This is a genomic window from Bordetella genomosp. 5 (genome assembly GCF_002261475.1).
GTDB lineage: Bacteria > Pseudomonadota > Gammaproteobacteria > Burkholderiales > Burkholderiaceae_B > Bordetella.
In genome coordinates, this window is the sequence record NZ_NEVN01000009.1 from 384,149 (window position 1) to 410,082 (window position 25,934).

The window sequence follows — 25,934 nt, forward strand, 5'->3', positions numbered from 1 at the left end:
GAATTCGCTCCTGTCAGCGACCGACGAAGACCGGCGTTTCCTTGCGCAGGAACGCGGCCTTGCCGGCGCGATAATCTTCGGTGTCGAAACAGGCGTAGGGCTCGAGCAGATCCGCCTCGCTCAGGGTCTCGCCCGAGGCCAGCCGGCGCACGAAGCGCTTGTGCCAGCGATTGGCCAACGGCGCCCCGCGCACGATCCGCTCCACGCACTGCGCCACGGCCTCTTCGAGCGCCGCGTCGTCGACCACGCGCGTGAGCAGCCCCTTCGACATCGCCTCGGCGGCGTCGAAAACCGAGCCTTCGAGCAGCATCTCCAGGGCGTGCGCCGGCCCGATCAGCGCGACGAGATCGGCCAGCTCGCGGTAATCGAGGGTGAGCCCGATGCGATTGATGGGGATTCCGAACCGCGCGCTGCGCGCGGCGATCCGCACATCGCACATGGCGGCGATCTCGAGCCCGCCGCCCACGCAGGCGCCCTCGATGCAGGCCACCGTGGGATGGCGCACGAGCTTGAGGCGATCGGTCATGGCGAGCGTGAATTCGGCATAGTCGCGCGCCTGCGCCGCGCCTTCCCGGTCTTCGTCGAATCCGCCGATGTCGCTGCCCGCGCAGAACGCGCCGCCGGCACCGCGCAGGACGATGCAGCGGACGGCGTCGTCCGCATCGAGCGCATCGAAGACGGCGCCGAACTCGCGATACATCTCCAGGGTGAAGGCATTGCGCTTGGCCGGCCGGTCGAACAGGACCCGGGCCACCCCGTTGTCTTCGATGGTCAGGCGTACGGTCATGGCCGTGGCTCCAGCAGCAGGCGCGTGCCGTCCAGGACGAGCCTGTCGTCCAGCCAGAGCTGCGCCTCGGTCACAATGGTGTCGTAGTGCGCGGCCGCCTTGACGGTGCCGCCGATATAAGCGCTGGTGCCGAGCGCGAGCTGGATCGAACCATAGACGCTTTCGTCGGACAGCATGGTCCCGTCCAGCGTGCAGCAGGGGTTCATGCCCACGCCCAGCTCGCCGAGGTTGTAAACCAGCGGATCCTCGAAACCGGCGAGCAGCTCGCGAAAACGCGTGGCGAGCGCGCCACCCTCGATGGATACCGCCATGCCGCGTTCGAATACGATGCGTACCGGCTCGTTCTGCACCAGGCCCACGCCGGGAATGCTGGCATTGACCACGATCACGCCCTCGGCCGTGCCTTCGACCGGCGCGAGGCTGGATTCGAGGCAGTAGCCGGCCGAGATATCGACCGTGTTGGCAAACCCGTGCAGCGCGCGACCGCGCCGCCCGGCGATGCTCATGCGGATATCCGTACCCGCCGCGCTCGTGACACGCGCATGGCTGGCCTGCGTGAGCGCATCGGCAAGCCCCTGAATCTCGGGTCTGAGCGCGTCGAAATCCGCCTTCCAGCCTTCGGCAAGGAAGAAGTCGGGCTTGTCCGATTCGGGCAGCACGATCACGCCCACGCCCGCCTTCGTGGCCTGTTGCCGCGCTTCGGTGTGCGCCGCATTGGCGCGCGTCAGCGCAATCACGAGATCGGCTGCGCGCATGGCCTGGGCCACCACTTCCGAGAAGCCGCCGCCATGCTGGCGGCTGCCGGCGATCTGCAACAGATGCAGGGTCGCGCCGCACTCCTGCAGGGCGATCGCAAGCGGCTGCACATTGTGCTCGGTATAGAAGTCGTAGAGCACCAGCACGTTCATGCCCTGGCGCGCGCCGCCCAATACGTGGGTGACCTTGCGCGCATTGTCGAGTTTGAGCAGGGTATTCATGCGCGTGCCTCCCCGGCGACGTGCACGATGGCCTGCTCCAGGATGTCGAGGCCGCGCGCGAGCTCGGCCTCGCTCATGCACAGGGGTCCGAGAAAACGGAGCACATTGCCGTGAAAGCCCGCCTTGACCAGAATGAGGCCGGCCTCGTACGCCCGTTGCACGATCCGCGCGGCCAGCGCCGACGCGGGCTCCGCGCCGGCCTTGTCCTGCACGATCTCGACGGCGCGCATCGCGCCCACGCCGCGCGCGTCGCCCACGATTTCGATCTCGCGGACCCAGCGTGCAAACCGCGCCTCCAGGATCTCGCCGATGCGCCGGGCCTTGCCCGCGTAGTCGTCGCGCGCCATCACCTTCAGCGTGGCGAGCGCGGCGGCGCACGACAGCGGGTTGCCGGCATAGGTGCCGCCCAGCCCGCCGAGGTCGGGCGCGTCCATCAATTCGGCACGGCCGACGACCGCCGCGATCGGCATTCCGCCGCCCATCGACTTCGCCAGCGTGTAGAGGTCGGCCTGCACGCCCGCATGCTCGGTGGCGAACCAATGGCCGGTGCGGCAAAAGCCCGACTGGATCTCGTCGGCGATCAGCACGATGCCGTGCCGGGTGCAGTAATCGCGCAGGCTGCGCATGAACTCGGGCGGCGCGACATGGAAACCGCCCTCCCCCTGCACCGGCTCGATCACGACAGCCGCGACCTGATCCGCGCCGATCTCGCTTTCAATCATGCGCCGCAGGCGATCGAACGCGTGCCGGCCGCTGGCCTCGGCGTCGTCCCGGCTGCGATAGGCCACCGGGAACGGCGCCCGGTACACCTCGGAGGCGAGCGGCCCGAAGCCCGTTTTGTAGCCGGGCGCCTTGGCCGTGAGCGACAAGGCCATGAAGGTGCGGCCGTGAAATGCGTTTTCGAATGCGACCACGGCGGCGCGGCCCGTGGCGCGGCGCGCGATCTTGATGGCGTTTTCGATCGCTTCGGCGCCGGTGCTCTGCAGCATGACCTTCTTGGGCCAGTCACCGGGCACGCGCTCGATCAGCGCTTCGGCGAGTTCGATGTAGCCGGGATACATCACGATGTTGAAGCAGGTGTGCAGGTAGGCATCCGCCTGGGCCTTCACGGCCTCCACCACTTCCGGATGCGCATGGCCCACGTTCAAGGTGCCGATGCCGCCCGCGAAATCCAGGTACTCCCGACCATCCAGGTCGGTGATCGTGGCGCCGCTGGCATGGCGGGCGAACACGGGGGGTCCGTTGACCACGCCGCGCGCGACATGCGCCGCGCGCCGTGACATGTATTCCTGGCAGCGCGGGCCCGGGCCGGCCGCCTTCGAAGATTCGATCTGCAAAGCCATTCTCCTGAAATCGTGCGTCCCAAGACATCGGACGACTGCAGGTTATTCCCGGAACAATATTGTGTCAATTCCAAATCACAATTTAGTTATCTTGATTGTGCACAATTTTGAGTTCGATGCGATGATATGATTTTCTCCTCAAAAAAATGGCGATCAGGGACGTGAAAATGGCAACCCGAGACAAACCCGTAGACAGTGCCGACCCGGCGCCGAAGCGACCCATGGTGTCGACCCAGGCGGTGCTGCGCGATGTGCGCGCCCGCATCGCGTCGCAGTCAGTGCTGCCGGGCTCGCGCTTGCCCGAGGAAGATCTGGCGCAGCACTACGGCATCACCCGCGCGAAGGCGCGCGAGGTGCTGGCCACCCTCGAAGACCGCGGCCTGATCGAGCGCGTTCCCAACAAGGGCGCGGTCGTGGTGCCGGTGGACATGGAGACCACTTATCGTCTGTACGAAGTGCGTGAATCGCTCGATAGCCTGACCGTGCGCCTCGCCATGCAACACGCCCGGCCCGAAGACTGGGTCGAGCTGCAGGAATGGCTGGGCCCGCCGTTCGAGCAGAGCCTGCGCGACGGTGATATCGAGGCCCACGTGAACACCATCATGCGGTTCCGCGACCGGCTGGCCGAGCTGGCCGCCAACCCCGTGCTCAGCGACCTCATCGAACGCATCTACGAGCGCACGCGCGTGACGATGCGGCGCGTGGCGCTGCTGCCCGGCCGTGCCGACACCGGGATCCTGCAATACCGCGACCTGCTCGCGGCGATGGTGGCCGGCGACTACGACCGGGCCGAGCGCTGCGTGCGCGCGCTCAACCAGGGCGCGCGCGATTCGATCCAGCGCTACAAGGACTACCTGATCTGACCGCCGCGCTGCAGGAAAAACGGGGGGAAAGGCCCCCACGCCGCGCCTTCGGCTTGCTGCCCCCCAAGGGGGCGTTTTTTGTCTTGGGGCGGCCCGGCGACAAAAAAGGCCCCCACGCCGCGCCTTCGGCTTGCTGCCCCCGAGGGAGATTTTCTGTCTTGGGGCGGCCCTAAGACAAAAAAAGGCCGGACGCACGAGGCGTCCGGCCTTTTTTCTTCAGGGCCGTTGCCGGCCCCGTCAGCTTTACTGCACGACCTGGGCCAGCTTGCCGCTGGCGTACTGCTGCGCGATCTCGGTCAGGGGCAGCGCCTTGATCTTGCTGGCGTTGCCGGCCGTGCCGAACTCGGTGTAGCGGGCCACGCAGATCGCCTTGGCGGCGGCGCGGGCGGGCTTGAGGTATTCGCGCGGGTCGAACTTGGTGGGGTTCTCGGCGAAGAAGCGGCGGATCGCGCCGGTCATGGCCAGACGGATATCGGTGTCGATATTGATCTTGCGCACGCCGAACTTGATGGCTTCCTGGATCTCTTCGACGGGCACGCCGTAGGTTTCCTTCATGTCGCCGCCGAATTCGCGGATCTCGGCCAGCAGCTCCTGCGGCACGCTCGACGAGCCGTGCATCACCAGGTGGGTGTTGGGCAGGCGGGCGTGGATTTCCTTGATGCGCTTGATCGACAGGATGTCGCCGGTGGGCTTGCGCGTGAACTTGTAGGCGCCGTGGCTGGTGCCGATGGCGATGGCCAGGGCGTCGAGCTGGGTCTGGCGCACGAAGTCGGCGGCCTGCTCGGGATCGGTCAGCAGCTGATCCATGGTCAGCTTGCCGTCGGCGCCGTGGCCGTCTTCCTTGTCGCCTTCCATGGTTTCGAGCGAGCCCAGGCAGCCGAGTTCGCCTTCGACCGTCACGCCCAGCTTGTGCGCCATGTCGACGACCTTGCGGGTCACGTCGACGTTGTAGTCGTAGTCGGCGATGGTCTTGCCGTCTTCTTTCAGCGAACCGTCCATCATGACGCTGGAGAAGCCCAGATTGATCGCACCCTGACAGACGGACGGCGACTGGCCGTGATCCTGGTGCATCACCACGGGGATGTGCGGATACGACTCGACGGCGGCCTGGATCAGATACTTGAGGAAGCCTTCGCCCGCGTATTTGCGTGCACCGGCGGAGGCCTGCATGATCACCGGACTGTCGGTCTCGGCGGCCGCTTCCATGATGGCCTGGACTTGTTCCAGGTTATTGACGTTGAAGGCGGGGATGCCATAACCGTGCTCGGCGGCGTGGTCGAGCAACTGGCGCATGGAAACTAGGGCCATGAAAGGACCTCCTTGATTACCGGTTGATTGTGATGGTTGAAATGCGGCTGAATGCAGCGATTTTAGCCGTGCTTTGAAACCAGGTCTTGTGCACGAGCCGACAAGGCGTAACCAAACCCGCCCCGGCGCCTGTCCGGCGGCCCCACCGCCGCGCCATTACGGGCTCGCGCGCAGTACTTCCCGGCCCTAAGCCGCCCGCCTCCCCGGCCCGGCGGCGGCGGCCCGCCATCACTTACCGCCGGCATCCCGCCGCCGACCGACGGCAACGTCGGCCTACCCCGGCCATTTTGTCATTGGTTGTTACCGCGCCGCCCCAGCCCCGAGGTGCCGGGCCGCACTGACAACTGTCTGTCAGCCAGCCGCGCTTACTATCGCGCCGGGCCCCCCTCATCGGGGCCGTCCGCGTCGCCCGACGCGTGCCCGCCGCCTCGCCGCATTCAGGCCCAGGCTGCCCGGGCCACCCACCCGCCGGCCCTTGTTCGCCCGCTGATGCGCGGCGCCGGCGACCTGCTCCAACCCTCAGTTCTGCCTATCATGAATACCAAGAAGTTGACTCGCTACATCGGCATCGCCATGGTGCTGGGCATCGTAGTGGGATACATCTGCAATCGCACGGCCCAGGACGCGGCCCACGCCAAACAACTGGCGGGTTACTTCAGCATGCTCACCGACATCTTCCTGCGCATGATCAAGATGATCATCGCGCCGCTGGTGTTCGCCACGCTGGTGTCGGGCCTGGCCAGCATGACGGACTCGAGCGCCGTGGGCCGCATCGGCCTGCGCGCCATGATCTGGTTCGTGCTCGCCTCGGTGACATCGCTGCTGCTCGGCCTGCTGCTGGTGAACATCTTCTCGCCCGGCACGCACATGAATCTCACCCTGCCCGACGCGGCGGCGCACACGGCGCTCAAGACCGGTGACTTCACGCTCAAGGCCTTCATCACGCACGTGTTCCCGCGCAGCATCATCGAGGCGATGGCGACCAACGAGATCCTGCAGATTCTCGTGTTCTCGCTGTTCTTCGGCGCCGGCCTGGCCTATGTGCGCGGCCAGGGTCATACCACCATCGTCAACGCGATCGATGAGCTGGCCAAGGTCATGTTCCGCGTCACCGACTATGTGATGCGCTTCGCGCCGATCGGCGTGTTCGCCGCGATGGCGGCCGCCATCACCACCGAAGGCCTCGGCGTGCTGGTGGGCTATGGCCTCCTGATCGGCGAGTTCTATCTCGGCCTGGCCCTGCTGTGGGCCGTGCTGTTCGGCGTGGGCTACCTGTTTCTGGGCCGGTCCATCGTGCGGCTGGGCGGGCTCATCAAAGAGCCCACGCTGCTGGCCTTCTCCACCGCGAGCAGCGAATCCGCCTATCCCAAGACCATCGAAGCCCTGTCGCGCTTCGGCGTGTCCAAGCGGATCTCGGGCTTCGTGCTGCCGCTGGGCTATTCGTTCAACCTCGACGGCTCGATGATGTATCAGTCGTTCGCGGTGCTCTTCATCGCGCAGGCCTACGAGATTCCGATGAGCTTGAGCCAGCAGCTCATGCTGCTGCTGGTGCTGATGATCACCAGCAAGGGCATGGCCGGGGTGGCGCGTGCGTCGCTGGTGGTGGTGGCGGCCACGCTGCCGATGTTCAACCTGCCCGAAGCCGGCCTGCTGCTCATCATGGGCATCGACCAGTTCTTCGACATGGGCCGCACTGCCACCAACGTGGTGGGCAACAGCCTGGCCACCGCCGTGATCGCCAAGCTGGAAGGCGATCGCGCCTCGCCCGAGGAGATCGCCGAGGCCTCGGCGGAAGAGACCGAGCCGCAATCGGCCGTGGCTCCGGTGGCATCCGCCGCCGGGCGTCAGCGCGCCTGAGTTAGCAGCGGGCCGCCCTGAGCGGCCCTCGCACGCGCTCAGGCGGCCAGCATGTCGGCGCCGGCCACCACGCGCGCCGGCACCGCGGGCGCGTAGTGCGCGCCGAACACCAGCCTGCCGGCGGACCAGGTCTGACTCACGAGCGGCATGCTGCCCACCGGCATCACCGCCACCAGGTCGGCACGCAGCCCGGCCTCGATGCGGCCGCGGTCATGCAGGCCGGCGGCGCGCGCCGGATTGGCCGTGACCAGCGCGGCCGCCTGCGGCAGACCGAGATCGGTCTGCTCGATCACCTTGAACACCGAGGCGATCAGGGTCGAGGGCTGGTAATCCGAACACAGGCAGCTCGCCACGCCGGCGCGCACGGCGTCGATGGCGCGCATCGAGCCGCTCTGGCTCTGCCCTCGCAGCACGTTGGGCGCGCCAAAGATGGTGGGCAGACCGCAGGACACCGCCGCCGTGGCCGTGTCGAGGTTGATCGGGAACTCGCTCATCGCCACGCCCAGGTTGCGCATGGTGGCGATGCGATGCACCGAATCGTCGTCGTGGCTGGCCGTGGGAATGCCGCACTCGCGCGCCACGCCCAGCAATCGCTCCACCCGGCCGCTCGCGCCGGCCTGACCGTCGAGCTTGGCGCTGGCGGCCGCTTCGGCCTCGTCGCGCGTCATGGCGTGATTGCCCATCATGTACTTGAGATAGGCTTCGAGCGTCTTGAACTGCCCCTGACCGGGCGAATGATCCATGACAGAGAGCAGGTCCACCACGCCCTCGCGGATCAGCGCGCAAAGCACCTCCACCGCCGCCGGATCGGTGACCTCGTAGCGGCAATGCACGCGGTTATCGACCAGGCTGTGTCCGCGGAACGCATGCACCAGGCGGATGATCTCGGCCGCGGTCTGGTTGTTGCGCACGCCCCATTCCTTGTTGGCGAACGACATCGCATGAAACGGCGTGGTGATGCCGGCCGCGGCATTGCGACGATCCACCTGCGCCACGGCGAAGTCCAGCGGAAACAGCACGCTGGCGCGCGGCTCCGCCTCCTTCTCGATCGCATCGCAGTGCAGGTCGATCAGCCCGGGCAGCAGGGTCTGGCCGTCGAGCCGGAACTCCTGGGCGCCCGCCATGCCGCTGACCGGATTCACGGCGGCGATGCGGCCGTCCTCGATCAGCACCGCGCCATCGTCCAGCACGGCATCCGGCAGCACCACGCGCGCACCGGTCAGGTATTGCTTGCTCATCATCATGCTCCTGGAGTCGATTCAGGCCGCGCAGGCCGGCACGGCGGCCGGGCGCAGCGACAACAGACGCGTGGCCACGGCGTGGCGCACCGCTTCATCGTGGAAGATGCCGATCAGGCAGCGGCCTTCGGCCACCGCCTCGCGGATCAGGCCCACCACCACATTGCGGTTGTCCGCGTCGAGCGAGGCCGTCGGCTCGTCGAGCAGCAGGATCGGATGACCGCCGATGAAGCCGCGTGCAATGTTCACGCGCTGCTGCTCGCCGCCGGAGAACGTGGCGGGCGGCAGCGACCAGAGCCGCTCGGGCAGGTTGAGCCGTGCCAGCAAGGCCGCGGCGGCATCGCGCGCCTCGGCCGCGGCCACGCCCCGGGCCCGCAGCGGCTCGGCCGCCACGTCGAGCGCGCTCACGCGCGGTACCGCGCGCAGAAACTGGCTGACGTAGCCGATCACGTCGCGCCGCAGCCGCAGCACCTCGCGCTCGGGGGCCTGGGTGAGTTCGACGCTGGCCGCGCCATCGCGCACCCGGATCGAGCCCGCGCTGGCCAGATAGTTGCCATACAGACAGCGCAGCAAGGTGCTCTTGCCCGTGCCCGAGGGGCCGTCCAGCACCACGCACTCGCCGGCATGCGCGGTGAAATCCACCGCGTCGAGTACCGGCAGCGCCGTTCCGCCCTGGTTGTGCAGCGTGAAAGTCTTGCTCAGTCCGTGCACCGAGACCATGGCGCCGGAAACGAGGGAAAGGTCGGTCATGATCAGCTCTGCAGGATGGAAGACACGAGCAACTGGGTGTAGGGGTGCTGCGGATCGTCGAGGATCTGGTCGGTGAGGCCGCTCTCCACGACACGCCCGCCGCGCATCACCAGCGTGCGGTGCGCCAGCAGGCGCGCGACCGCGAGATCGTGCGTCACGATGATGGCCGCGAGACCGAGATCGGCGACGAGCTGGCGCAACAGGTCGAGCAGACGCGCCTGCACCGACACGTCGAGCGACGCGGTGGGCTCGTCCATGAACACCAGGCGCGGATGCGTGACCAGGTTGCGCGCGATCTGCAGGCGTTGCTGCATGCCGCCCGAGAATTTCGCCGGCGCGTCGTCCAGGCGCGCCACATCGATCTCCATCTTGCGCAGCCATTCCGAGGCCGCGCCGCGCAGTTCGCCGTAATGGCGATCGCCGATCGCCATCAATCGCTCGGCCACGTTGGCGCCCGCGCTCACCCGCATGCGCAGGCCATCGCGCGGGTTCTGCCGCACGAAGCCCCAATCGGTGCGCGCCAGCAAGCGCAGCCGCGCGCTGGTGAGCGACGCGAGCGACACCGGCCCCTGGTCGCGCGTGTCAAACCAGATGCTGCCGTCCTGCGGCACGACCTGCCACGACAGCGCCTGCAGCAAGGTGCTCTTGCCCGATCCCGATTCGCCAACCACGCACAGCACTTCGCCCGGCCACAGATCGAAACTCACGTCGCGGCAACCGTGCACACCGTCCCAGGTGTACGTCAGGCCGCGTACCGACAACAAGGGATGCGCGCTCATGCCTGCACCTCCACCGGCGCGGTGTCGCAGCCGTGATGGCCTTCGGCCTGGCGCGTGGCGCAATACTCCGTGTCGGAACACACGAACCGGCGCGTGCCCTGGTCATCCAGAATGATCTCGTCGAGATAGCTGTCGGTGGCGCCGCAGTGCGCGCAACTGCCGTCCCAGCGCTCGACCTCGAACGGGTGATCCTCGAAGTCCAGGCTGCGCACGCGGGTGTACGGCGGCACCGCGTACACACGCTTCTCGCGGCCGGCGCCGAACAGCATCAGCGCCGGGCTGGCGTCGAGCTTGGGATTGTCGAACTTGGGGATGGGCGAGGGCCGCATCATGTAGCGATCGTTCACGATGACCGGATAGTCGTAGGTGGTGGCGATATGGCCATGGCGCGCGATGTCTTCGTAAAGCTTGACGTGCATGCCGCCGTACTCGGCCAGCGCGTGCATCGTGCGGGTCTCGGTTTCGCTGGGCTCGAGCCAGCGCAGCGGCTCGGGGATCGGCACCTGATAGACCATGATCTGGCCTTCGGCGAGCGGCGTTTCCGGAATGCGATGGCGCGTCTGGATGATGCTGGCCTCGCGCGTCGCCTCGGTGGTGCGCACGCCGGTCACGCGGGCGAAGAAACGCCGGATGTTGATGGCGTTGGTCGTGTCGTCCGATCCCTGATCGATCACCTTGAGCACGTCTTGCTGGCCGATGATCGCCGCCGTGACCTGGATGCCGCCGGTGCCCCAGCCGTAGGGCAAGGGCATTTCGCGGCCACCGAACGGCACCTGGTAGCCGGGGATGGCCACCGCCTTCAGCAGGGCGCGGCGCAGCATGCGCTTGGTGGACTCGTCGAGATAGGCGAAGTTGTACGCGCCTTCGGTAAGGGGGCTGGCGTGGCTCATGCGGCGGCCTCGGTGACGGGAGAAAGGGGAGCCCCGGCCGGCGGCTGCGCGCGGGCCTCGGCTTGCGCGTGCTCGCCACGCAGGCGTCGCACCAGTTCCAGGTTGGCCTGGAAGTCCACGTAATGCGGCAGTTTCAGATGCTGGACGAAGCCCGAGGCCTCGACGTTGTCGCTGTGATAGAGAACGAATTCCTGGTCGTTTGCCGGCGAATCGGCGGCTTCGCCGAGTTCGGCCGCCTTGAGCGCGCGATCGACCAGTGACATCGACATGGCCTTGCGTTCGCCGTAACCGAACACCAGGCCATAGCCGCGCGTGAATCGCGGCGCCTCGCCCGGCGCGCCGCCGAACTGACTCACCATCTGGCATTCCGTCAGCTCGATCTCGCCGATGGTGACGGCGAAGCCCAGTTCCTCGACCATGAGCTCCACCTCGACGCTGCCGTAACGGATCTCGGCCGCGAAGGGGTGGGTATTGCCATAACCGCGCTGTGTGGAATAGCCCATCGCCAGCAGAAAACCCTCGTCGGCGCGCGCCAGATTCTGCAGGCGCGCCGAGCGCGGCGCCGGGAAACTGAGCGGCTCGCGCGTCAGATCGAACGGCGCGGGCGCATCCGGTGTCGGCAGCTCCGGGTCGATCAGGTCATCCTGGGCCAGCAGATCGGTGACGCGCGGTGTATGGGCCTGCACGGCCGCCTCGGCGCGGGCGGCATCGGCCTGCGCCGCATCGCCCGGCGCGTCCGGCTCGCCCTCGTCCATCAGCGAAAAATCGAGCAGGCGCTGGGTGTAGTCGTAGGTCGGACCCAGCATCTGGCCGCCGGGCAGATCCTTGAACGTGGCCGAGATGCGCCGATCCAGCCGCATGCGGCCGGTGTCGACGGGCTCCGTGTAGCCGAATCGCGAGAGCGTGGTGCGATAGGCCCGCAGCAGGAAGACGGCCTCGAGCGTGTCGCCCGCGGCCTGTTTGATGGCCAGGGCCGCCAGATCGCGGTCGTACAGCGCGCCTTCGGCCATCACGCGCGACACCGCCAGCGGCATCTGTTCGCGGATCTGCGCCACGCTCAGCTCGGGCAGGGCCACGTCGCCGCGGCGATAGGCGTCCAGCAGGCGGTACGAATTGAGGATGGCACGTTCGCCTCCTTTCACGGCTACGTACATGTCATTCCTCCACGATGGCGGTGCGCGGCAAGGCGCAGAACTGCGCGCCGCAGGTCAGGAACAGGTCCACGCCGAGCGGAAAACGCGCATGGTTGTGGCGCCATTCGCGCCAGAAGCCCTCCGGCACCGCCGCGCGCAGCGTCTGCGTGTCGCGGATGCCCGGGCCACGCAGCGTGACCGCCTGCCCCTGTTCGAGGGTCTCCACTTCCAGGATCAGCGTGGCGGAGCGGTCGGGGTAATCGGGCTGGCCCGCGTCGAGGTCGGTCAGGGCCGGCGCCCTGGCGCCGGCCGGTACAGCGACGAAGCGCGCGGCGAGCGGCAGGTCGACCAGCGGGCTGGCGCAATGAAAGCGCACGAACGCCAGCGCCTGGGCACTGCTGTCCGGCGGCAACCACAGCGGGGTGTCGGTATCGGCCAGCGTGAGCAGCAGCGCGGTGAGCGCGGGCGCGAAGCCGGCCGGCACCGCGCAGGTCGGCTCGAGCGTATGGACGCGGCCGGGCGCCGCCATGGCCTGCAGGGCGAGGCGGAACGCCTGCTGCGCGTCGGCCACCGGATCGGTGAAGCCGGGCAGCGGGACGGCGCTCGTGTGCACGGCGCCCGTGTGCACGGCGCCCGTATGCACGGCGCCCGTCTGCACGGCGCCCGTCTGCACCGCCGGGGAGGTCTGGGGTTGGCGTTGCGGCTGCATCAATCCTCTCCTCGCACCATCGTGAAGAACTCCACCCGCGACTGCGCGGCGGCGCCGGCGCGGCGGCCGGCCCGCTCGGCCTGTTCGCGCGCCAGGGGCGCCAGCAGATCACGTTCGATGCGCGGCCGCCAATCCGCCAATTGCATGAGGGCGTCCGCCACGGCGGCCTGCCGCGCATGCCGCCGGCCACGCCCCTGCACATAGGCCACGCCCATGACGCCGGGATCGAGCGTGATGGCGCAGCGGGTCACCGTGACCTCGCCCAGGTTGAAAGGCTCGCCCGTGCCGCCGCTGCGGCCGCGCACCATCGCCATGCCTGTCTGCGGCTCGCGCAGCATGCGGTAATCGGGAATGGGCTCGAGCGCGTCGTAGAGCACGTCGAGCCGCTGGGGATCGGCCAGCGCCAGCACGCGCATCCAGGCGGCCCGCTCGGCGTCGTTGGGGTTCGGGCAGGAATCCATGTGCGTCCTCTAAACGTCTAGATGAATATAGCCAAAGTGAAACACGAATGGCGGCAGTTTTGCAGGGCAGGATTAAGCTTTGATGACAGGCCCCGATTCGGCCGCGTGACCAGGGCGCGGCGCGCGGCGATGGTGCACAATCTCGCCGACGATATGTTGCGCACATGACAGGTACAAGACCATGGTAGAAAGAGGCTCCGGCATCGCGGTATGGCGCCAGATCGGCGAACAGCTCGCCGAAGACATCCGCAAGAAGCGCTATCCCGCGGGCGAACAGATGCCGCCCGAGCCGGAGCTGGCCGCGCGTTTCTCGGTCAATCGGCACACGATCCGCCGCGCAATGGCCGAGCTCGAGCAGCATGGTCTGGTGCGGATCGAGCAGGGGCGTGGCACCTTCGTGCAGGAGCACGCGATCGATTACGTCATCGGCCGGCGCACCCGCTTCTCCGAGAACCTCCGCAACCAGGGCCTGCACGGCCATGTCGAAGTGATCGACAGCCTGGTGTTGCGCAATGCCGACGTGGCGCGCCATCTCGGCCTGCCGCGCAGCCATCCCTTGTTGCGCGTGCAACTGATCGGCAAGGCCGAGGGCACGCCGATCAACGTCTCCGAACATTTTTTCGACGAACGCCGCTTTCCGGACTTTGCCGACGAGCTCGCGCGCCAGCGTTCGGTGTCGAAGGTCTATGCTCATTTCGGGGTGGACGACTACACCCGCAAGTGGTCGCGCATCACCGCCGCGCTCCCGAGCGCCGAGGTGACGCGCCTGTTGGGTCAGCCCAAGACGCGCCCGATCCTGCAGATCGAATCGCTCAATGTGGACCAGGCCGGCGTTCCGCTCCAGTACAGCCTCACGCGCTTCGTCGGCGACTGGGTGCAACTGGTGATCAGCGACGACGACACCGTGCCCGCATGACCCGCCCGATTCGTCTAGACATTTAGCTGTAATGTGGCTTCGGTAAGGTACGCCGCATGAATCCTTCTTCTGCTCCAGCCCCCCTGCTGGCCGGCATCACCGGCAAGCGCATCCTGACGCCCTCCGGGCCCGGCGTCGCCAGCCTGCGCTTTCATGGCGGGCTCATCGACGACGCGGGTGGCCCCGCGCGGCGCCACGGCCAATGGCTGGACGCAGGCGACCTGCTGGTGCTGCCCGGCATCGTGGACCTGCACGGCGACGCCTTCGAACGCGCCGTCATGCCCCGGCCCGGTGTCGCGTTCCCGTACAACAACGCGCTGCTCGACGTCGACCGCCAGCTGCTCTCCAACGGCATCACCACCGAGTTTCATGGCGTGACGCTGTCGTGGGAAGGCGGGCTGCGCGGCGAGCCGTACGCCGAACACATGTTCGGCGCGCTCGACACGCTGCGCGACGAGCTGGCCGCACGGCACTATGTGCATCTGCGCTTCGAAACCCACCATCTCGATGGCGTGGCGCTCGCACAGGACTGGATCCGCGCGGGCCGCGTGCGTTTTCTTGCGCTCAACGATCATCTGCCCGGCATGGCGCGCCGGCTGGGCGACGACCGCAAGCTGCTGCAGTATGCGGATCGCGCCGAGTGCGATCTCGACACCTTCCGCGAGCGCATCCGCCAGGCCATGAGCGGCGCCGACCGCGTGGCGAGCGCCATGCGGGATCTGGTGCGCAGCGCGCACGAGGCCGGCCTGAAGGTCGCCTCTCACGACGACCCCGACGCAAGCACCCGCCGCTACTACCACGGCCTGGGCTGCGAAGTCGCGGAGTTTCCGCTCACGCCCGAAGCCGCCCGCGTCGCGCGGGACCTGGGCAACTCGGTGATCTTCGGCGCGCCCAACGTGGTGCGCGGCAAGAGCCACACCGGCGCCCCCGGCGCGACCGACATGGTGCGTGCCGGCCTGTGCGATGTCCTGACCTCCGATTACTACTACCCCGCACCGCTGCTCGCCGCGCTGAAGCTGGCCGACACCGGTGTGCTGCCCCTGGTCGACGCCTGGGCCCTCGTGTCGGCCAACCCGGCGCGCGCCGCCGGCCTGCGCGACCGCGGCAGCCTCACGCCGGGCCGCATCGCCGACCTGATCGTGGTCGACGACAGCGTGCCGGGCATGCCCCGCGTCTGCGCGGCCGTGGTCGGCGGTGCGCTGCGCTATGCCACGCGCCAATTCGAGGCCGAGCGCGCCGCCGCGTTGGCCGCCTGAATCATGCCCCCTCCCCTCGCCCATCGCTACGCGGTCTACCTCGCGCCCGAGGGCGCGTGGTGGGACCACGGCAGCGCCTGGCTGGGCCGCTGCGCGCAGACCGGCGCCGCCCTGCCTTCCGAGGCGCCGGCCGACTGGACAAGCGCACCCCGCCTGTACGGCCTGCATGCCACGCTCAAGGCGCCGCTGCGGCTGGCCGATGGCGCCGACGCCACCGAACTCGACGCCGCGCTGCGCGCGCTGGCCCGCCGCCACGCGCCCTTCCAGGTGCGGCTGGCGCTGCGCCGGCTGCGCGGATTTCTGGCCTGGTGCATCGCCGCCGACGACGACACCGGCCGTCGCGCGATGCAGGCCCTCGCCGACGATGCCGTCGCCTTTCTCGACCCGTTGCGCGCCCCCGCCACCGAGGCCGAGCTGGCAAGGCGCCGTCCCGAACAGTTGTCCGACGCCGAACGCGCGATGCTGATGCGCTGGGGCTACCCCTACGCGTTCGACACCTACCGCTTTCACATCACGCTAAGCGGCATGCTGGCGGAACCCGCGCTGCATGCCGCCGAAGCGGCGCTGACCACGCTCAGTGCGCCGCTGGCGGCCGAGCCGATGCCGGCCAGCGCCGTCAGCCTGTATGTGCAGCCCGAGCCCGGCGCCGACTTCCTGATCGCCCGCCACTACGGCTTCGATGGCAGCGTGCGCGATGGCGCGGGCGCTGCCTGGCTGCCCGTTCGATCATGAACGGTCACGGCCTGGTGTACCTCATGGGGCCGTCGGGCAGCGGCAAGGACACGGTGCTGCGCCTGTTGCGCGAGCGCCAGCCCGCGCACCGCCCGCTGCTCGTCGCGCATCGCTACATCACCCGACCCGGCGGCGCCGACGAAGCGTCGCTGCACCTGCCGCCCGATGAATTCGACCGCCGCGCGGGCCTGGGCTGCTTCGCGCTGCATTGGCACAGCCATGGCCTGCGCTACGGCATCGGCGTCGAAATCGATACCTGGCTCGCCATCGGCGCCACGGTGGTGATCAACGGCTCGCGCGCCCATCTGGCCCAGGCGCATGCGCGCTATCCGGGCCTGACGGCGGTCAGTCTGCAGGTGGACGCCGCGGTGCTGCGCGCGCGGCTGGTCGGCCGGGGCCGCGAAGACGCGACCCAGATCGCCGAGCGTCTGGCGCGCGCCAGCGCTGACTACCCCATTCCCGCGGGCTGCCGCCACGTGGTGATCCTCAACAACAGCGTGCCACAGCATGCGGCCGATGCCCTGCTGCGCGCGCTCGAATCCGATTGCGCCGAATAAAAAAAGTGGCGCCCCGGCCTGGTCTGCAGGCGGGACGCCACGTGAGGGGCCGGGCCCGGTGTCGGGCACGGCAATGATTCGGAAGCGCCATTCTGAGGCCGGCGCATGACAATACGATGTCGGCGGCTCAGATCAGCATGGCGCGGATGCGGGCCGAGACGATGTCGATGAACGCCACGAACGCGATGATGATGATCATGATCGCGCAGGTCTCGGCGTAGCGGAAACTACGGATGATTTCCCAGAGCAGGGTGCCGATACCGCCGGCGCCCACGATCCCCACGACGGAGGCCGACCGCACGTTGGACTCGAAGCGATAGAGCGAGAGCGAAATCCAGAGCGGCAGCACCTGCGGGATCACGCCATAGACGATCTCCTCGACGGCATTGGCGCCGGTGGCGCGCACGCCCTCGACCGGCCGCGGGTCGATGGCCTCGACGGCCTCGGAGAACAGCTTGGCCAGCACGCCCGTGGTGTGCACCCACAGCGCGAGCACGCCGGCGAACGGCCCCAGGCCGACCGCCACGATGAACAGCATGGCGAACACCATCTCGTTGATGGCGCGGCACGCGTCCATCAGCCGGCGCATCGGCTGGTAGATCCAGACCGGTGCGATGTTCGACGAGCACAGCAGCGCCAGCGGCACCGCGCACACGACGGCAAGAAAGGTGCCCCACACCGCGATCTGCACCGTCACGATCATCTCGTCGAGGTACATGCGCCAGTCGCGGAAGTCGGGCGGGAAGAAGTCGGACGCGAACTGCGCCATATTGCCGGAGTCGCGCAACAGGTCCAGCGGACGCATGTCCGCGCCATTCCAGGAGCCGATCAACAGGGCCATCAGGACGGCCCAGCCGAGCATCATGGGAAGCGAGGAACGAGGGCCCGTGGGCAGGGAGACGGTGCTGGAAGCAGCCAGGGACATGAGGAAGATCCGGTAAAGGTGGCGAGGGCGCGGACGCGGCGGTCGCCGCGTCCGCCCGTGCCGCTTATTGCTTGGCGGTGGGGGCCTGCTTCTCGAGCGCGGCCAGCTTCTGGTCCAGGTCGGCGATGCGCTTGGACTTTTCGCCGGCGTTCATCGCGGTGTCGGCCTCGACGCGCGCCTTTTCCTTGGCGTATTCCAGTTGGCGGATCGGCACGAGCTGGCCGTTGTCCGAGGCGCGGAAGCCCTTGTAGGTCAGGCCCTTGAGCACGGCGAGCTCGTGCTCGGCATTGGCGCCCTTGCCGTAGTTCACGAAGAAGTCGCGCAGCTTGGTCTTCACGTCCGCCGGCAGGTCGGTGCGATACACCATCGGGTCGGCCGGGATCAGCGGCGACTTCCAGATCACCTTGACCTGATCCTGCGGATTCTTGCCCGTGCTGATGCGATAGCGTTCGAGCGCTTCGGTGTTGTTGACCGCCACGTCGACCTGGCCGTTGATGACCGACAGGAGGTTGGTCTCGTGGTTGCTGACGCGCACGTTCTTGAACAGCGTCTTGGGATCGACCTTGTTGGCGGCCCACAGGTAGTAGCCCGGCACCAGCGTGCCCGACGTGGAGTTGGGGTCGCCGGCGCCGTAGCTCAGGGTCTTGCCCTGCTTGATGACGTCTTCGACGCTGTTGATCGGGCTGGACTTGTTCACCAGCAGCACCGACCAGTAGCCCGGGTTGCCGTCCTTGTCGATCACGGACGCGAAGACCTCGCCCTGGGCCCGGTCGACGGCCTCCATGGCCGACTTGTTGCCGTACCAGGCGACCTGCACCTTGTTGAAGCGCATGCCTTCGATGATGCCGGCGTAGTCGGAGGCGAAGAACGGCTTGACCTCGACGCCGAGCGCCTTGCTCAGATCGTCGACCAGCGGCTGCCAGGCCGACTTGAGGTTGCTCGACGATTCGGTGGAAATGATGCCGAAGTTCAGCGTCTTGAGATCCTGCGCGTGGGCGCCGGCGGACAGGGCGGCCGAGGCCAGCAGGAAGCAGAAGGTTCTGCGCAGCATGAAGAGGCTCCGTAGGTAAGCCAGGGTGGGGAAATCGGTCGGGGTCGCGCGGCGTTCAGGCCAGGGCCAGCGCGGGCTCCAGCAGCGGCGCGCGCGCACCGTTGGCGGCGGGCAGCAGCTCGCCCAGATCGGCGCCGTAAAGGTCTTGCAGCATGGCCGGCGTGAGCTCGCGCGCCGGGCCGTCGTACACCACGCGGCCATGGCGCAGGGCCACCACGCGCGGGCAATAACGCAGCGCCACATCGACCTGATGCAGCGACACCACCACGGCCACGCCGCGGTCGCGATTGATCTGAGCCAGCGTGTCCATGACGCGGCGCGACGACTCGGGATCGAGCGAGGCGATGGGCTCGTCGGCCAGGATCACGCGTGCGTTCTGCACCAGGGTGCGGGCGATGGCCGCGCGCTGCTGCTGACCGCCCGACAGCGTCGAGGCGCGTTGCCAGGCGTGCTCGCCGATGCCGACCTGCGCCAGCGCCACGCAGCCGGCCGCGATCTCGTCGCGGCGGAACACGCGCAGCAGGCTGCGCCACAGCGGCACGCGCGGCAGCATGCCGGTCAGCACATTGGTGATCACCGGCAGGCGGCCCACCAGATTGAACTGTTGAAAGACAAAGCCGATGCCGGCGCGCGCGCCGCGCACGCCGCGGCTGATGCGGCCGTTGTGCTGGATCAGGCAGCCGTTGACCGTCACGCGGCCCGCGCCCGCATCGCCCGCGACGAAGCCGGCGAGATGCCGCAGCAACGTCGACTTGCCCGAGCCGGACGCGCCGAGCAGCGCCACCATCTCGCCTTCGGCGATCTTCAGATCGACGCGCTGGAGGGCCGGCTTGCCGGCGAAGGTTTTGGACAGCCCTTCGACTTCGATCGCGTAGTTCGGCATGACGCCCCCTTGGTTGTTTGTTGACGGAGGGGATTTTGTCGATCGGGGGTGACCGCCTGATGACGTGCGCCGTCCCATTTGTCGAAAAAATGACAGGGCCGGATCAGGTCTTGAAACCTGAGCGTCACAATCGGCGCAGAGCCACGGCCGGCGCGGTTCTCGGTATAGTCTGGTAAACCCGACTTCCCTCCTCTGCGTACCGGACGTCTACATCATGTTGCATGGTTCCTGCCTGTGCGGCCGCGTGGCCTACGAAATCAACGGCCCGCTCACCAATGCCCTCAACTGCCATTGCTCGATGTGCCGCAAAAGCCAGGGCGGCGCCTACCGCAGCCGCGCCACCGTGCAGGTGAGCGATTTCACCTGGACCCGCGGCGAGAGCGATATCACCTGGTACAGCTCGTCGCCGGGCAGCTACCGGGGCTTCTGCGGTGCCTGCGGCTCGCCGCTGCTGTCGCGCTTCGACGCCACGCCCGAGGTCTACGGCCTGCCCCTCGGCGCACTCGACGACGACCCGGGCGTGCGCCCGGCGTGCCACGTACATGTGGCCGACAAGGCCCCCTGGCACGAGATCACCGACACCCTGCCGCAGCATCCGGGCCCGCTGCCCTGACACGGCCCCGCCCTGGTTCGCACCGGCCGCCCGCGTCGTGGCGGCCCGCCTGTGGCCTCGATGCCACGGTCGCGGCGGCCTGCTCGCGGCAGATTCCCGGGCATCTGGCTAAAACGTGGTATCCGCGCTACAATAAGTCGTTGATTTTCCGCAGGAAGCCTGCATTTGCGCTGCTTACCCGGTCCGTGTCACTGCACGATCCCCGAGGCGCCCCTGCCGGCTCGACGACCCGGATGCCCTGCGACGGACCGCTCCGACGTTCTGCATCCACCGCTTCTTCCAACGGTTTGGCCGTTGCGACCTAGCCGCGCCACCTGGCGCACATTGCCCCAGCGGCGAGTACCCGCCCCCTCCCTGGTCCCAGCCAGGCGTCATGGCCCGTACCCGAGTCAGTATCCGGCGTTCGCGTCCGGTCTCAATCTGTCCCCCGTCTGGGAACGCCCCGCAGCGCTTGTGGTTGCCACCGCCGCGCTCGACAAGGAGATATAAAAGATGGCGAAAGAAGAACTCATCGAACTGAACGGTATCGTGGACGAAGTGCTGCCCGACAGCCGCTACCGCGTGACGCTGGACAATGGCGTCGAAGTGGGCGCATACGCCTCCGGCCGCATCCGCAAGCACCGTATCCGCATCCTGGCGGGCGATCGCGTGACCCTCGAAATGTCGCCCTACGACCTGACCAAGGGCCGGATCAATTTCCGCCACAAAGACGAGCGTAGCGGTCCCCCGCCCACGTCGCGTCCGCAGTTCCGCCGCTAAGCAGCGGGAGCGCCCGGGTCGATCCGGCGCTCTGAACCGAAATCCCGGCCCTGTCTTGCCGAACGGGCGTTTGCCCGTCCGGTTAAGATGCCGGGCATGATGGATCAGGATTTCACCGACGTGACGCAAGACCGGGAGCAGGCGCTGCGCGAACAGCTGCGCCAGGCCGCCGATCGCCTCACCCGGGCTCGCTACATCTACGATTACGGCGAGAAAAACCTGAATCTCCTGCGCGAGTCGCGCGAGAACTTCATCAACAGCCTGCGCAACACCGGCCTGAGCTACATCGAAGCCAAAACCAAGTACGACAATTGCCTCGATGACCAGAGCGGGCACCTCAAAGAACTCGGCGTGGAGCTGGATTACGCCCAGCGGCTGTACACCCGCGCCTGCGCCGACATGGAAACCGCGGCCGCGGCCGTGTCGTAAGCCGGCGCAAACAGCGAATCGCGAGCCATGAAATAAAGCGGGGCCCGTCCGGCATCACCGGACGGGCCCCGCTTTGCTTGGGCGGCTATGCCGCCCGGGGATCAGCGCTTGCCGACCTGATCGCCGATCACGCCGCCCAGGGCGGCGCCGCCGACGGTACCCAGCACACCGCCATTGGTGATCACCGCGCCTGCCACGCCGCCGATGGCGGCGCCGCCGACGGCGCTCTTCTGACGATGGCTCATGCCGTCCCAGGAGGAACAACCGGCCATGGTCGCCGCGAGGGTGGCGGCAATGCAGACTTTGGACAAAGTAGCGAGTTTCATGATGGGCTCCTTTTGTTGTGCCGGGACCGCGCATCGCCCTTTACGGCCGGACCGTCGCGCGGAGGTGGTGCCCTACCCGCAAGTTTCGGGCCCGCCCTGCGCAAGATGCGTTGTCTTATTGATTCAGAGCCTTCAGGATCGCAAAAGGATCCGCGTTTTGCTGTGAGGTTTGCCCAATTATTGTGTCCAGCTATAGGAATTGTTCGATCGGCACACACAATTGTTGCGCCGGACCCGTCCCTATTTGACGAGTCGTAACGCGTCGCGGAAGCGCGGGTGCTCGCAGGTGCCCAGCCATTCGAAGATCGCCATCTCGGTGGTCACGATATCGGCCCCCGCCGAGCGCGCCCGCCGCAGCGCCGCATGGTGATCCGAGGCGCGGCGGGATCCGGTGGCGTCGGCCACCAGCACCGCGTGCCAGCCCTGCTCCGCCAGCCCGATCACGGTCTGCAGCACGCAGACGTGGGCTTCGCAGCCGGCCACCAGGACCGTCTTGCGCGCCGGCGGCAGCCAGGCTTCGAATCCGGGTTCGCGTACCGCCGAAAAATGCATCTTGTGGAACGCGGCCTGGATCTGGCCCGCGAGCGGTTCGACCGTCGCGCCCAGGGTGGCGGCGTTGTGCTCGGTCGCCGCGACCGGCACATCCAGCAGCCGCGCGGCCTGCGCCAGCTTGTGCGCGGCGGCGAGCACCGCGTCGCCCCGCTCGATGGCCGGCATGAGCCGGGCCTGCATGTCGACGATCAACAGGGTGGCCGAGTCGGCCTGCAGCAGCTTGCTCATGACGGACATCCTCCGCAGCGGCCACCGGCGGGCGGCACATGCCTCAGCGTATACCAGATGCGCCCTCCCCGACCCGCGAGGGGCGCCCGGCCAGGGGCGCCCGGCGAGGGGCACCGCTCGCCGCACGCCCGGCCAGGAGGGGTCCCGCGGCCGCGCCGCGATCACGCACGCGCCGCCCATGAAAAAGGCCGGACATGCGTCCGGCCTTCTCGCCCCATTGCCTGGGGTTTACTTCAGTGCCTTGTAGCGCAGGCGCTTGGGCTTGGCGCCCTCGTCGCCCAGGCGGCTCTTCTTGTCGGCCTCGTATTCCTGGTAGTTGCCGTCGAAGAAGACCACTTGCGAGTCGCCTTCGAAAGCCAGGATGTGCGTCGCGATACGGTCGAGGAACCAGCGATCGTGCGAGATCACCATCACGCTGCCGGGGAACTCGAGCAGCGCATCTTCGAGCGCGCGCAGCGTTTCGACGTCGAGGTCGTTGGACGGTTCGTCGAGCAGCAGGACGTTGCCGCCGGCCACGAGCGTCTTGGCCAGATGCAGACGGCCGCGCTCACCGCCGGAGAGCTGGCCGACGATCTTGTTCTGGTCACCGCCCTTGAAGTTGAAGCGGCCCAGGTAGGCGCGCGACGACATCTCGAACTTGCCCACGGTCAGCAGATCGGCGCCGTCGGAGATGGCGTCGAACACCGTCTTGGCATCGGCGAGCGAGTCGCGCGACTGGTCGACGTAGGCGAGCTTGACCGTCTGACCGATCTTCACTTCGCCCGAATCGGGCTGCTCGCGGCCTGCGATCATGCGGAACAGCGTGGACTTACCGGCGCCGTTGGGGCCGATGATGCCCACGATGGCGCCCGGGGGCACCTTGAAGCTCAGGTTGTCGATCAGCAGCCGATCGCCGTAGGCCTTGCTGACGTTGTTGAACTCGATGACTTCGTTGCCGAGGCGCTCGCCGACCGGAATGAAAATTTCCTGGGTCTCGTTGCGCTTCTGGTATTCGTAGGACGACAGTTCTTCGAAGCGGGCGATACGGGCCTTGGCCTTGGCCTGGCGGCCCTTCGGATTCTGGCGCACCCACTCGAGTTCTTTCTTGATGGTCTTCTGGCGCGCGGACTCGGAAGCCTCTTCCTGCTTGAGGCGGGCTTCTTTTTGTTCGAGCCAGGTGCTGTAGTTGCCCTTCCAGGGGATACCGTGACCGCGGTCGAGTTCGAGAATCCACTCGGCGGCATTGTCGAGGAAGTAGCGATCGTGGGTCACGCCCACGACGGTGCCCGGGAACTTGTGCAGGAACTGCTCCAGCCACTCGACGCTTTCGGCATCCAGGTGGTTGGTCGGTTCGTCGAGCAGCAGCATGTCGGGCTTGGACAGCAGCAGACGGCACAGCGCGACGCGGCGCTTTTCACCGCCCGACAGATTGCCGACGATGGCATCCCAGGGCGGCAGGCGCAGCGCATCGGCCGCGATTTCCATCTGGTGCTCGATATCGTCGGCGCCGCTGGAGGCCGCGGCGGCGATGATGGCTTCGAGGTTGGCCTGCTCGGCGGCCAGCGCGTCGAAATCGGCGTCCGGCTCGGCGTAGGCGGCGTACACCTCATCGAGGCGCTGCTTGGCGGTGAACACGGCGCCCAGGCCGGCTTCGACCGACTGGCGCACGGTGTGGGTGGGATCGAGCTCGGGCTCCTGCGGCAGATAGCCGATGTTCAGGCCCGGCATCGGGACGGCTTCGCCCTCGATCTCCTTGTCCACGCCGGCCATGATCTTGAGCAGCGTCGATTTGCCCGAGCCGTTCAGGCCGAGCACGCCGATCTTGGCGCCGGGGAAGAAGGACAGCGAAATGTCGCGCAGGATCTGCCGCTTGGGCGGCACGATCTTGCCCACGCGATTCATGGTGTAGACGTATTGGGCCATGGGCTCGTAGAGAGACAGGATGCGAAACCCTGGATTGTAGGCCACCTTGGCATGGCCCGGATTTCAGACGGCGGCGCGCCGGTTCTCCGCGCCCGTGAGGGCCTCGCGCCCGGTGCCCGGCGCCCGGTGCCCGGCGCCCGGTGCCCGGCGCCCGGTTACTACACGGCGGCGGCGCGGCCCGGCCGCCACTGCGCCAGACTGACGCCGGCCAGGGCCAGCAGCCCGCCCGTCACGTGATAGAGGTGCGGCTGCTCGTCCAGCGCCACCATGGCGATCGCCACGGTTCCGACCGGCATCAGATTCAGGAACAGGCTCGCCCGGTTGGGCCCCAGATGCCGCACGCCCTGCATCCACAAAAACGGCGCGAACAGCGACGGAAAGATGCCTGCATAGAGCACCAGCGGGATGTTCTGTGCGTTCAGTGGCGACGGCTCGGCCAGCACGAAAGTCGGAATCTGGAGCAGCACGCCGAACATCACCTGCACGAACAACGACTGCCATGCGCCGATCGGCAACGACCACTTGCGCAGCAGGATGCCGTACAAGGCGTAGGCCAGCGCGGCCAGGCCCATCAGCCCGTCGCCGAGGTTCACCCCCGCGCGCAGCAGCTGCAAGGGATCGCCCTTGCCCAACAACAGCGCCAGCCCGAACAGGGACACCAGCGCCCCGATCAGGGCCGTGGCGGCGGGCCGCTCGCGCAACACCAGCGTGCCCACCCCGATGGTGAGCAGGGGCACCATCGCCGTGATGATGCCCATGTTGGTTGCCGTGGTGGTGGCGGCCGCCACATAGGCGAGCCCCTGATACAGCGCCATGCCCAGCGCGCCGAGCACGCCCAGACGCCAGAGGTTGGGACGGATCAGGTGCCATTGCCGCACCACGCCCGGCAGGGCGAACGGCGCGAGCAGCAGGGCCGCCAGCGCCCAGCGATAGAAGCCGATGGCCGCCGGCGAAATCGTGCTCGCCGCCATCTTGGTGACCACCATATTCACCGACCAGATCAGGGCGGCGAACAACGGAAACAGCATGTGGCGGGCGGAGGGTGCGGCGGTCATGGCAAAATTCACGGGAAAACCCGCGCATAGTACGCGCATTTGCCCGCACCCAGACCCACCATGCCCGCCTCCAGCCAAGCTCCCGCCTCGATCGTCACCTTCAGCACGGCCGAGCTCGACATGCTCGCCAAGACCGCCGACGCCATGTCCGCCTACATGGGCCGCCCCGTCCTCGCCGAAGTCGGCAAGGGCGACGAGGGCACCGAGTGGGTCACGTTCGGCGTGGCGCTCGATACCGATGGCAAAGAGGCCGACGACGATCAGCCTCACGTGCAGATGGGCGGCAAGGACGCGCGCCTGCTCGGCGGCCTGGGCGGCCTGCCCGACGCAGCCACGCAGACCTACGATTGCATCTACCTGTGGGCCGTGCAGATTTCACTGGTGGAGGGCGAGCGCTTCGTCAAACTCGACCAGGAAGGCGAAGAATGCGCCTGGTCGGACGAGCTGGCCGACGTCCTGCCGTTCGCCCTGAGCGAAGATCCGCTCGAGCCCGAGGACGATGAAGACGACGAGGACGACGAAGACGACGGCGAGGAAGACGCCCTGCGCCGCGCCCTGCCGCCGAGCCCGCACCGCCACTGATCGCAGCCAGCCCCTGACGCAAAACGGCGTGGCCAAGGCCACGCCGTTTTTTTGCAAAGGCGCGGCGTCTCGC

At 67.7% G+C, this 25,934-nt stretch carries 28 protein-coding genes; 10 read left to right on the forward strand and 18 right to left on the reverse strand.

Features of this window, described 5'->3' with window-relative positions; genetic code table 11:
• Window positions 1–13 precede the first annotated feature (13 nt).
• From CEK29_RS18175 to gabT, 3 genes are read right to left on the reverse strand one after another with little or no spacing between them, the layout of a single operon-like run.
• Complete coding sequence (locus CEK29_RS18175) at window positions 14–787, reverse strand: enoyl-CoA hydratase/isomerase family protein (protein ID WP_094858886.1); 774 nt, start codon at window positions 785–787, stop codon at window positions 14–16.
• Window positions 784–1,764, reverse strand: coding sequence for an aminopeptidase (locus CEK29_RS18180; RefSeq protein ID WP_094802851.1), 981 nt, complete (start codon window positions 1,762–1,764; stop codon window positions 784–786). The genes CEK29_RS18175 and CEK29_RS18180 overlap by 4 nt, the downstream gene beginning before the upstream one ends.
• A complete protein-coding gene (gene gabT / locus CEK29_RS18185; RefSeq protein ID WP_432759250.1) occupies window positions 1,761–3,101 on the reverse strand; it encodes a 4-aminobutyrate--2-oxoglutarate transaminase in 1,341 nt (446 codons plus the stop codon). The genes CEK29_RS18180 and gabT overlap by 4 nt, the downstream gene beginning before the upstream one ends.
• Window positions 3,102–3,328: 227 nt before the next feature.
• On the opposite strand from gabT, the gene CEK29_RS18190 reads away from it, so the two are divergent.
• Complete coding sequence (locus tag CEK29_RS18190; protein ID WP_249279147.1) at window positions 3,329–3,970, forward strand: GntR family transcriptional regulator; 642 nt, start codon at window positions 3,329–3,331, stop codon at window positions 3,968–3,970.
• 243 nt (window positions 3,971–4,213) lie between these two features.
• Here the strand turns inward: CEK29_RS18190 and fba are convergent, their stop codons facing one another.
• Window positions 4,214–5,278: a class II fructose-bisphosphate aldolase gene (gene fba / locus CEK29_RS18195; RefSeq protein WP_094802855.1), complete on the reverse strand. Its 1,065-nt coding sequence runs from the start codon at window positions 5,276–5,278 to the stop codon at window positions 4,214–4,216.
• A gap of 534 nt (window positions 5,279–5,812) precedes the next feature.
• Between fba and CEK29_RS18200 the strand changes: the two genes are divergently transcribed.
• Window positions 5,813–7,135 carry a dicarboxylate/amino acid:cation symporter gene (locus CEK29_RS18200; protein WP_094858887.1) on the forward strand — a complete coding sequence of 441 codons (1,323 nt, stop codon included), beginning with the start codon at window positions 5,813–5,815 and terminating at the stop codon, window positions 7,133–7,135.
• Between the two features lie 38 nt (window positions 7,136–7,173).
• On the opposite strand, the gene CEK29_RS18205 is transcribed toward CEK29_RS18200, so the two are convergent.
• Genes CEK29_RS18205 through phnG form a run of 7 tightly spaced genes read right to left on the reverse strand, consistent with a single transcriptional unit; the run spans window position 7,174 to window position 13,095 of the window.
• A complete protein-coding gene (locus CEK29_RS18205; protein ID WP_094803293.1) occupies window positions 7,174–8,373 on the reverse strand; it encodes an alpha-D-ribose 1-methylphosphonate 5-triphosphate diphosphatase in 1,200 nt (399 codons plus the stop codon).
• A 21-nt stretch (window positions 8,374–8,394) separates the two neighbouring features.
• Window positions 8,395–9,123 carry a phosphonate C-P lyase system protein PhnL gene (gene phnL, locus CEK29_RS18210; RefSeq protein ID WP_094858888.1) on the reverse strand — a complete coding sequence of 243 codons (729 nt, stop codon included), beginning with the start codon at window positions 9,121–9,123 and terminating at the stop codon, window positions 8,395–8,397.
• 2 nt (window positions 9,124–9,125) lie between these two features.
• Window positions 9,126–9,902 carry a phosphonate C-P lyase system protein PhnK gene (phnK, locus tag CEK29_RS18215; protein ID WP_094858889.1) on the reverse strand — a complete coding sequence of 259 codons (777 nt, stop codon included), beginning with the start codon at window positions 9,900–9,902 and terminating at the stop codon, window positions 9,126–9,128.
• The gene (locus CEK29_RS18220) at window positions 9,899–10,792 is read right to left on the reverse strand and encodes an alpha-D-ribose 1-methylphosphonate 5-phosphate C-P-lyase PhnJ (RefSeq protein ID WP_094858890.1); all 894 of its coding nucleotides are present in this window, start codon (window positions 10,790–10,792) and stop codon (window positions 9,899–9,901) included. The genes phnK and CEK29_RS18220 overlap by 4 nt, the downstream gene beginning before the upstream one ends.
• Window positions 10,789–11,946: a carbon-phosphorus lyase complex subunit PhnI gene (locus tag CEK29_RS18225; RefSeq protein WP_094802865.1), complete on the reverse strand. Its 1,158-nt coding sequence runs from the start codon at window positions 11,944–11,946 to the stop codon at window positions 10,789–10,791. The genes CEK29_RS18220 and CEK29_RS18225 overlap by 4 nt, the downstream gene beginning before the upstream one ends.
• 1 nt (window position 11,947) lies before the next feature.
• Window positions 11,948–12,634 (reverse strand): phosphonate C-P lyase system protein PhnH, encoded by a 687-nt coding sequence (phnH, locus tag CEK29_RS18230; RefSeq protein ID WP_094858891.1) that lies wholly within the window; start codon window positions 12,632–12,634, stop codon window positions 11,948–11,950.
• Window positions 12,634–13,095 carry a phosphonate C-P lyase system protein PhnG gene (gene phnG, locus CEK29_RS18235; RefSeq protein WP_094802869.1) on the reverse strand — a complete coding sequence of 154 codons (462 nt, stop codon included), beginning with the start codon at window positions 13,093–13,095 and terminating at the stop codon, window positions 12,634–12,636. The genes phnH and phnG overlap by 1 nt, the downstream gene beginning before the upstream one ends.
• A 181-nt stretch (window positions 13,096–13,276) precedes the next feature.
• On the opposite strand from phnG, the gene phnF reads away from it, so the two are divergent.
• The 4 genes from phnF to phnN are packed head-to-tail and all read left to right on the forward strand — an operon-like array spanning window position 13,277 to window position 16,556.
• A complete protein-coding gene (gene phnF / locus CEK29_RS18240) occupies window positions 13,277–14,011 on the forward strand; it encodes a phosphonate metabolism transcriptional regulator PhnF (RefSeq protein WP_094802871.1) in 735 nt (244 codons plus the stop codon).
• Window positions 14,012–14,067: 56 nt separating this feature from the next.
• Window positions 14,068–15,267, forward strand: a complete 1,200-nt coding sequence (locus CEK29_RS18245) for an alpha-D-ribose 1-methylphosphonate 5-triphosphate diphosphatase (protein ID WP_094802873.1) — start codon at window positions 14,068–14,070, stop codon at window positions 15,265–15,267.
• A 3-nt stretch (window positions 15,268–15,270) separates the two neighbouring features.
• On the forward strand, window positions 15,271–15,999 hold the full coding sequence (locus tag CEK29_RS18250) for a DUF1045 domain-containing protein (protein WP_094858892.1): 729 nt from the start codon (window positions 15,271–15,273) through the stop codon (window positions 15,997–15,999).
• On the forward strand, window positions 15,996–16,556 hold the full coding sequence (gene phnN, locus CEK29_RS18255; protein ID WP_094858893.1) for a phosphonate metabolism protein/1,5-bisphosphokinase (PRPP-forming) PhnN: 561 nt from the start codon (window positions 15,996–15,998) through the stop codon (window positions 16,554–16,556). The genes CEK29_RS18250 and phnN overlap by 4 nt, the downstream gene beginning before the upstream one ends.
• A 127-nt stretch (window positions 16,557–16,683) precedes the next feature.
• On the opposite strand, the gene phnE is transcribed toward phnN, so the two are convergent.
• The 3 genes from phnE to phnC all read right to left on the reverse strand — a co-directional run bounded on the left by phnE (window position 16,684) and on the right by phnC (window position 19,415).
• On the reverse strand, window positions 16,684–17,481 hold the full coding sequence (gene phnE, locus CEK29_RS18260) for a phosphonate ABC transporter, permease protein PhnE (protein ID WP_094858894.1): 798 nt from the start codon (window positions 17,479–17,481) through the stop codon (window positions 16,684–16,686).
• Window positions 17,482–17,545: 64 nt separating this feature from the next.
• Window positions 17,546–18,532, reverse strand: coding sequence for a phosphonate ABC transporter substrate-binding protein (phnD, locus tag CEK29_RS18265; protein WP_094802881.1), 987 nt, complete (start codon window positions 18,530–18,532; stop codon window positions 17,546–17,548).
• A 55-nt stretch (window positions 18,533–18,587) separates the two neighbouring features.
• A complete protein-coding gene (gene phnC / locus CEK29_RS18270) occupies window positions 18,588–19,415 on the reverse strand; it encodes a phosphonate ABC transporter ATP-binding protein (protein ID WP_094858895.1) in 828 nt (275 codons plus the stop codon).
• Between the two features lie 214 nt (window positions 19,416–19,629).
• Between phnC and CEK29_RS18275 the strand changes: the two genes are divergently transcribed.
• From CEK29_RS18275 to CEK29_RS18285, 3 genes are all read left to right on the forward strand, one after another.
• Window positions 19,630–20,028, forward strand: a complete 399-nt coding sequence (locus CEK29_RS18275; protein ID WP_094802885.1) for a GFA family protein — start codon at window positions 19,630–19,632, stop codon at window positions 20,026–20,028.
• Window positions 20,029–20,520: 492 nt separating this feature from the next.
• Complete coding sequence (gene infA / locus CEK29_RS18280; protein WP_094802886.1) at window positions 20,521–20,787, forward strand: translation initiation factor IF-1; 267 nt, start codon at window positions 20,521–20,523, stop codon at window positions 20,785–20,787.
• Between the two features lie 96 nt (window positions 20,788–20,883).
• Window positions 20,884–21,216, forward strand: coding sequence for a hypothetical protein (locus CEK29_RS18285; protein WP_255176189.1), 333 nt, complete (start codon window positions 20,884–20,886; stop codon window positions 21,214–21,216).
• Window positions 21,217–21,317: 101 nt separating this feature from the next.
• Here CEK29_RS18285 and CEK29_RS18290 read toward each other — a convergent pair whose 3' ends face one another.
• The 4 genes from CEK29_RS18290 to CEK29_RS18305 form a co-directional block, all read right to left on the reverse strand.
• Window positions 21,318–21,542: a glycine zipper 2TM domain-containing protein gene (locus CEK29_RS18290; protein WP_094802888.1), complete on the reverse strand. Its 225-nt coding sequence runs from the start codon at window positions 21,540–21,542 to the stop codon at window positions 21,318–21,320.
• Window positions 21,543–21,782: 240 nt separating this feature from the next.
• Window positions 21,783–22,322 (reverse strand): isochorismatase family protein, encoded by a 540-nt coding sequence (locus CEK29_RS18295; protein ID WP_094858950.1) that lies wholly within the window; start codon window positions 22,320–22,322, stop codon window positions 21,783–21,785.
• A gap of 228 nt (window positions 22,323–22,550) precedes the next feature.
• Window positions 22,551–24,224 (reverse strand): energy-dependent translational throttle protein EttA, encoded by a 1,674-nt coding sequence (gene ettA, locus CEK29_RS18300; protein ID WP_094802890.1) that lies wholly within the window; start codon window positions 24,222–24,224, stop codon window positions 22,551–22,553.
• Between the two features lie 158 nt (window positions 24,225–24,382).
• On the reverse strand, window positions 24,383–25,279 hold the full coding sequence (locus CEK29_RS18305; RefSeq protein WP_249279149.1) for a DMT family transporter: 897 nt from the start codon (window positions 25,277–25,279) through the stop codon (window positions 24,383–24,385).
• Window positions 25,280–25,339: 60 nt separating this feature from the next.
• Here CEK29_RS18305 and CEK29_RS18310 point away from each other — a divergent pair, with 60 nt between their 5' ends.
• Window positions 25,340–25,861: a hypothetical protein gene (locus tag CEK29_RS18310; protein ID WP_094858896.1), complete on the forward strand. Its 522-nt coding sequence runs from the start codon at window positions 25,340–25,342 to the stop codon at window positions 25,859–25,861.
• Window positions 25,862–25,934: the final 73 nt, after the last annotated feature.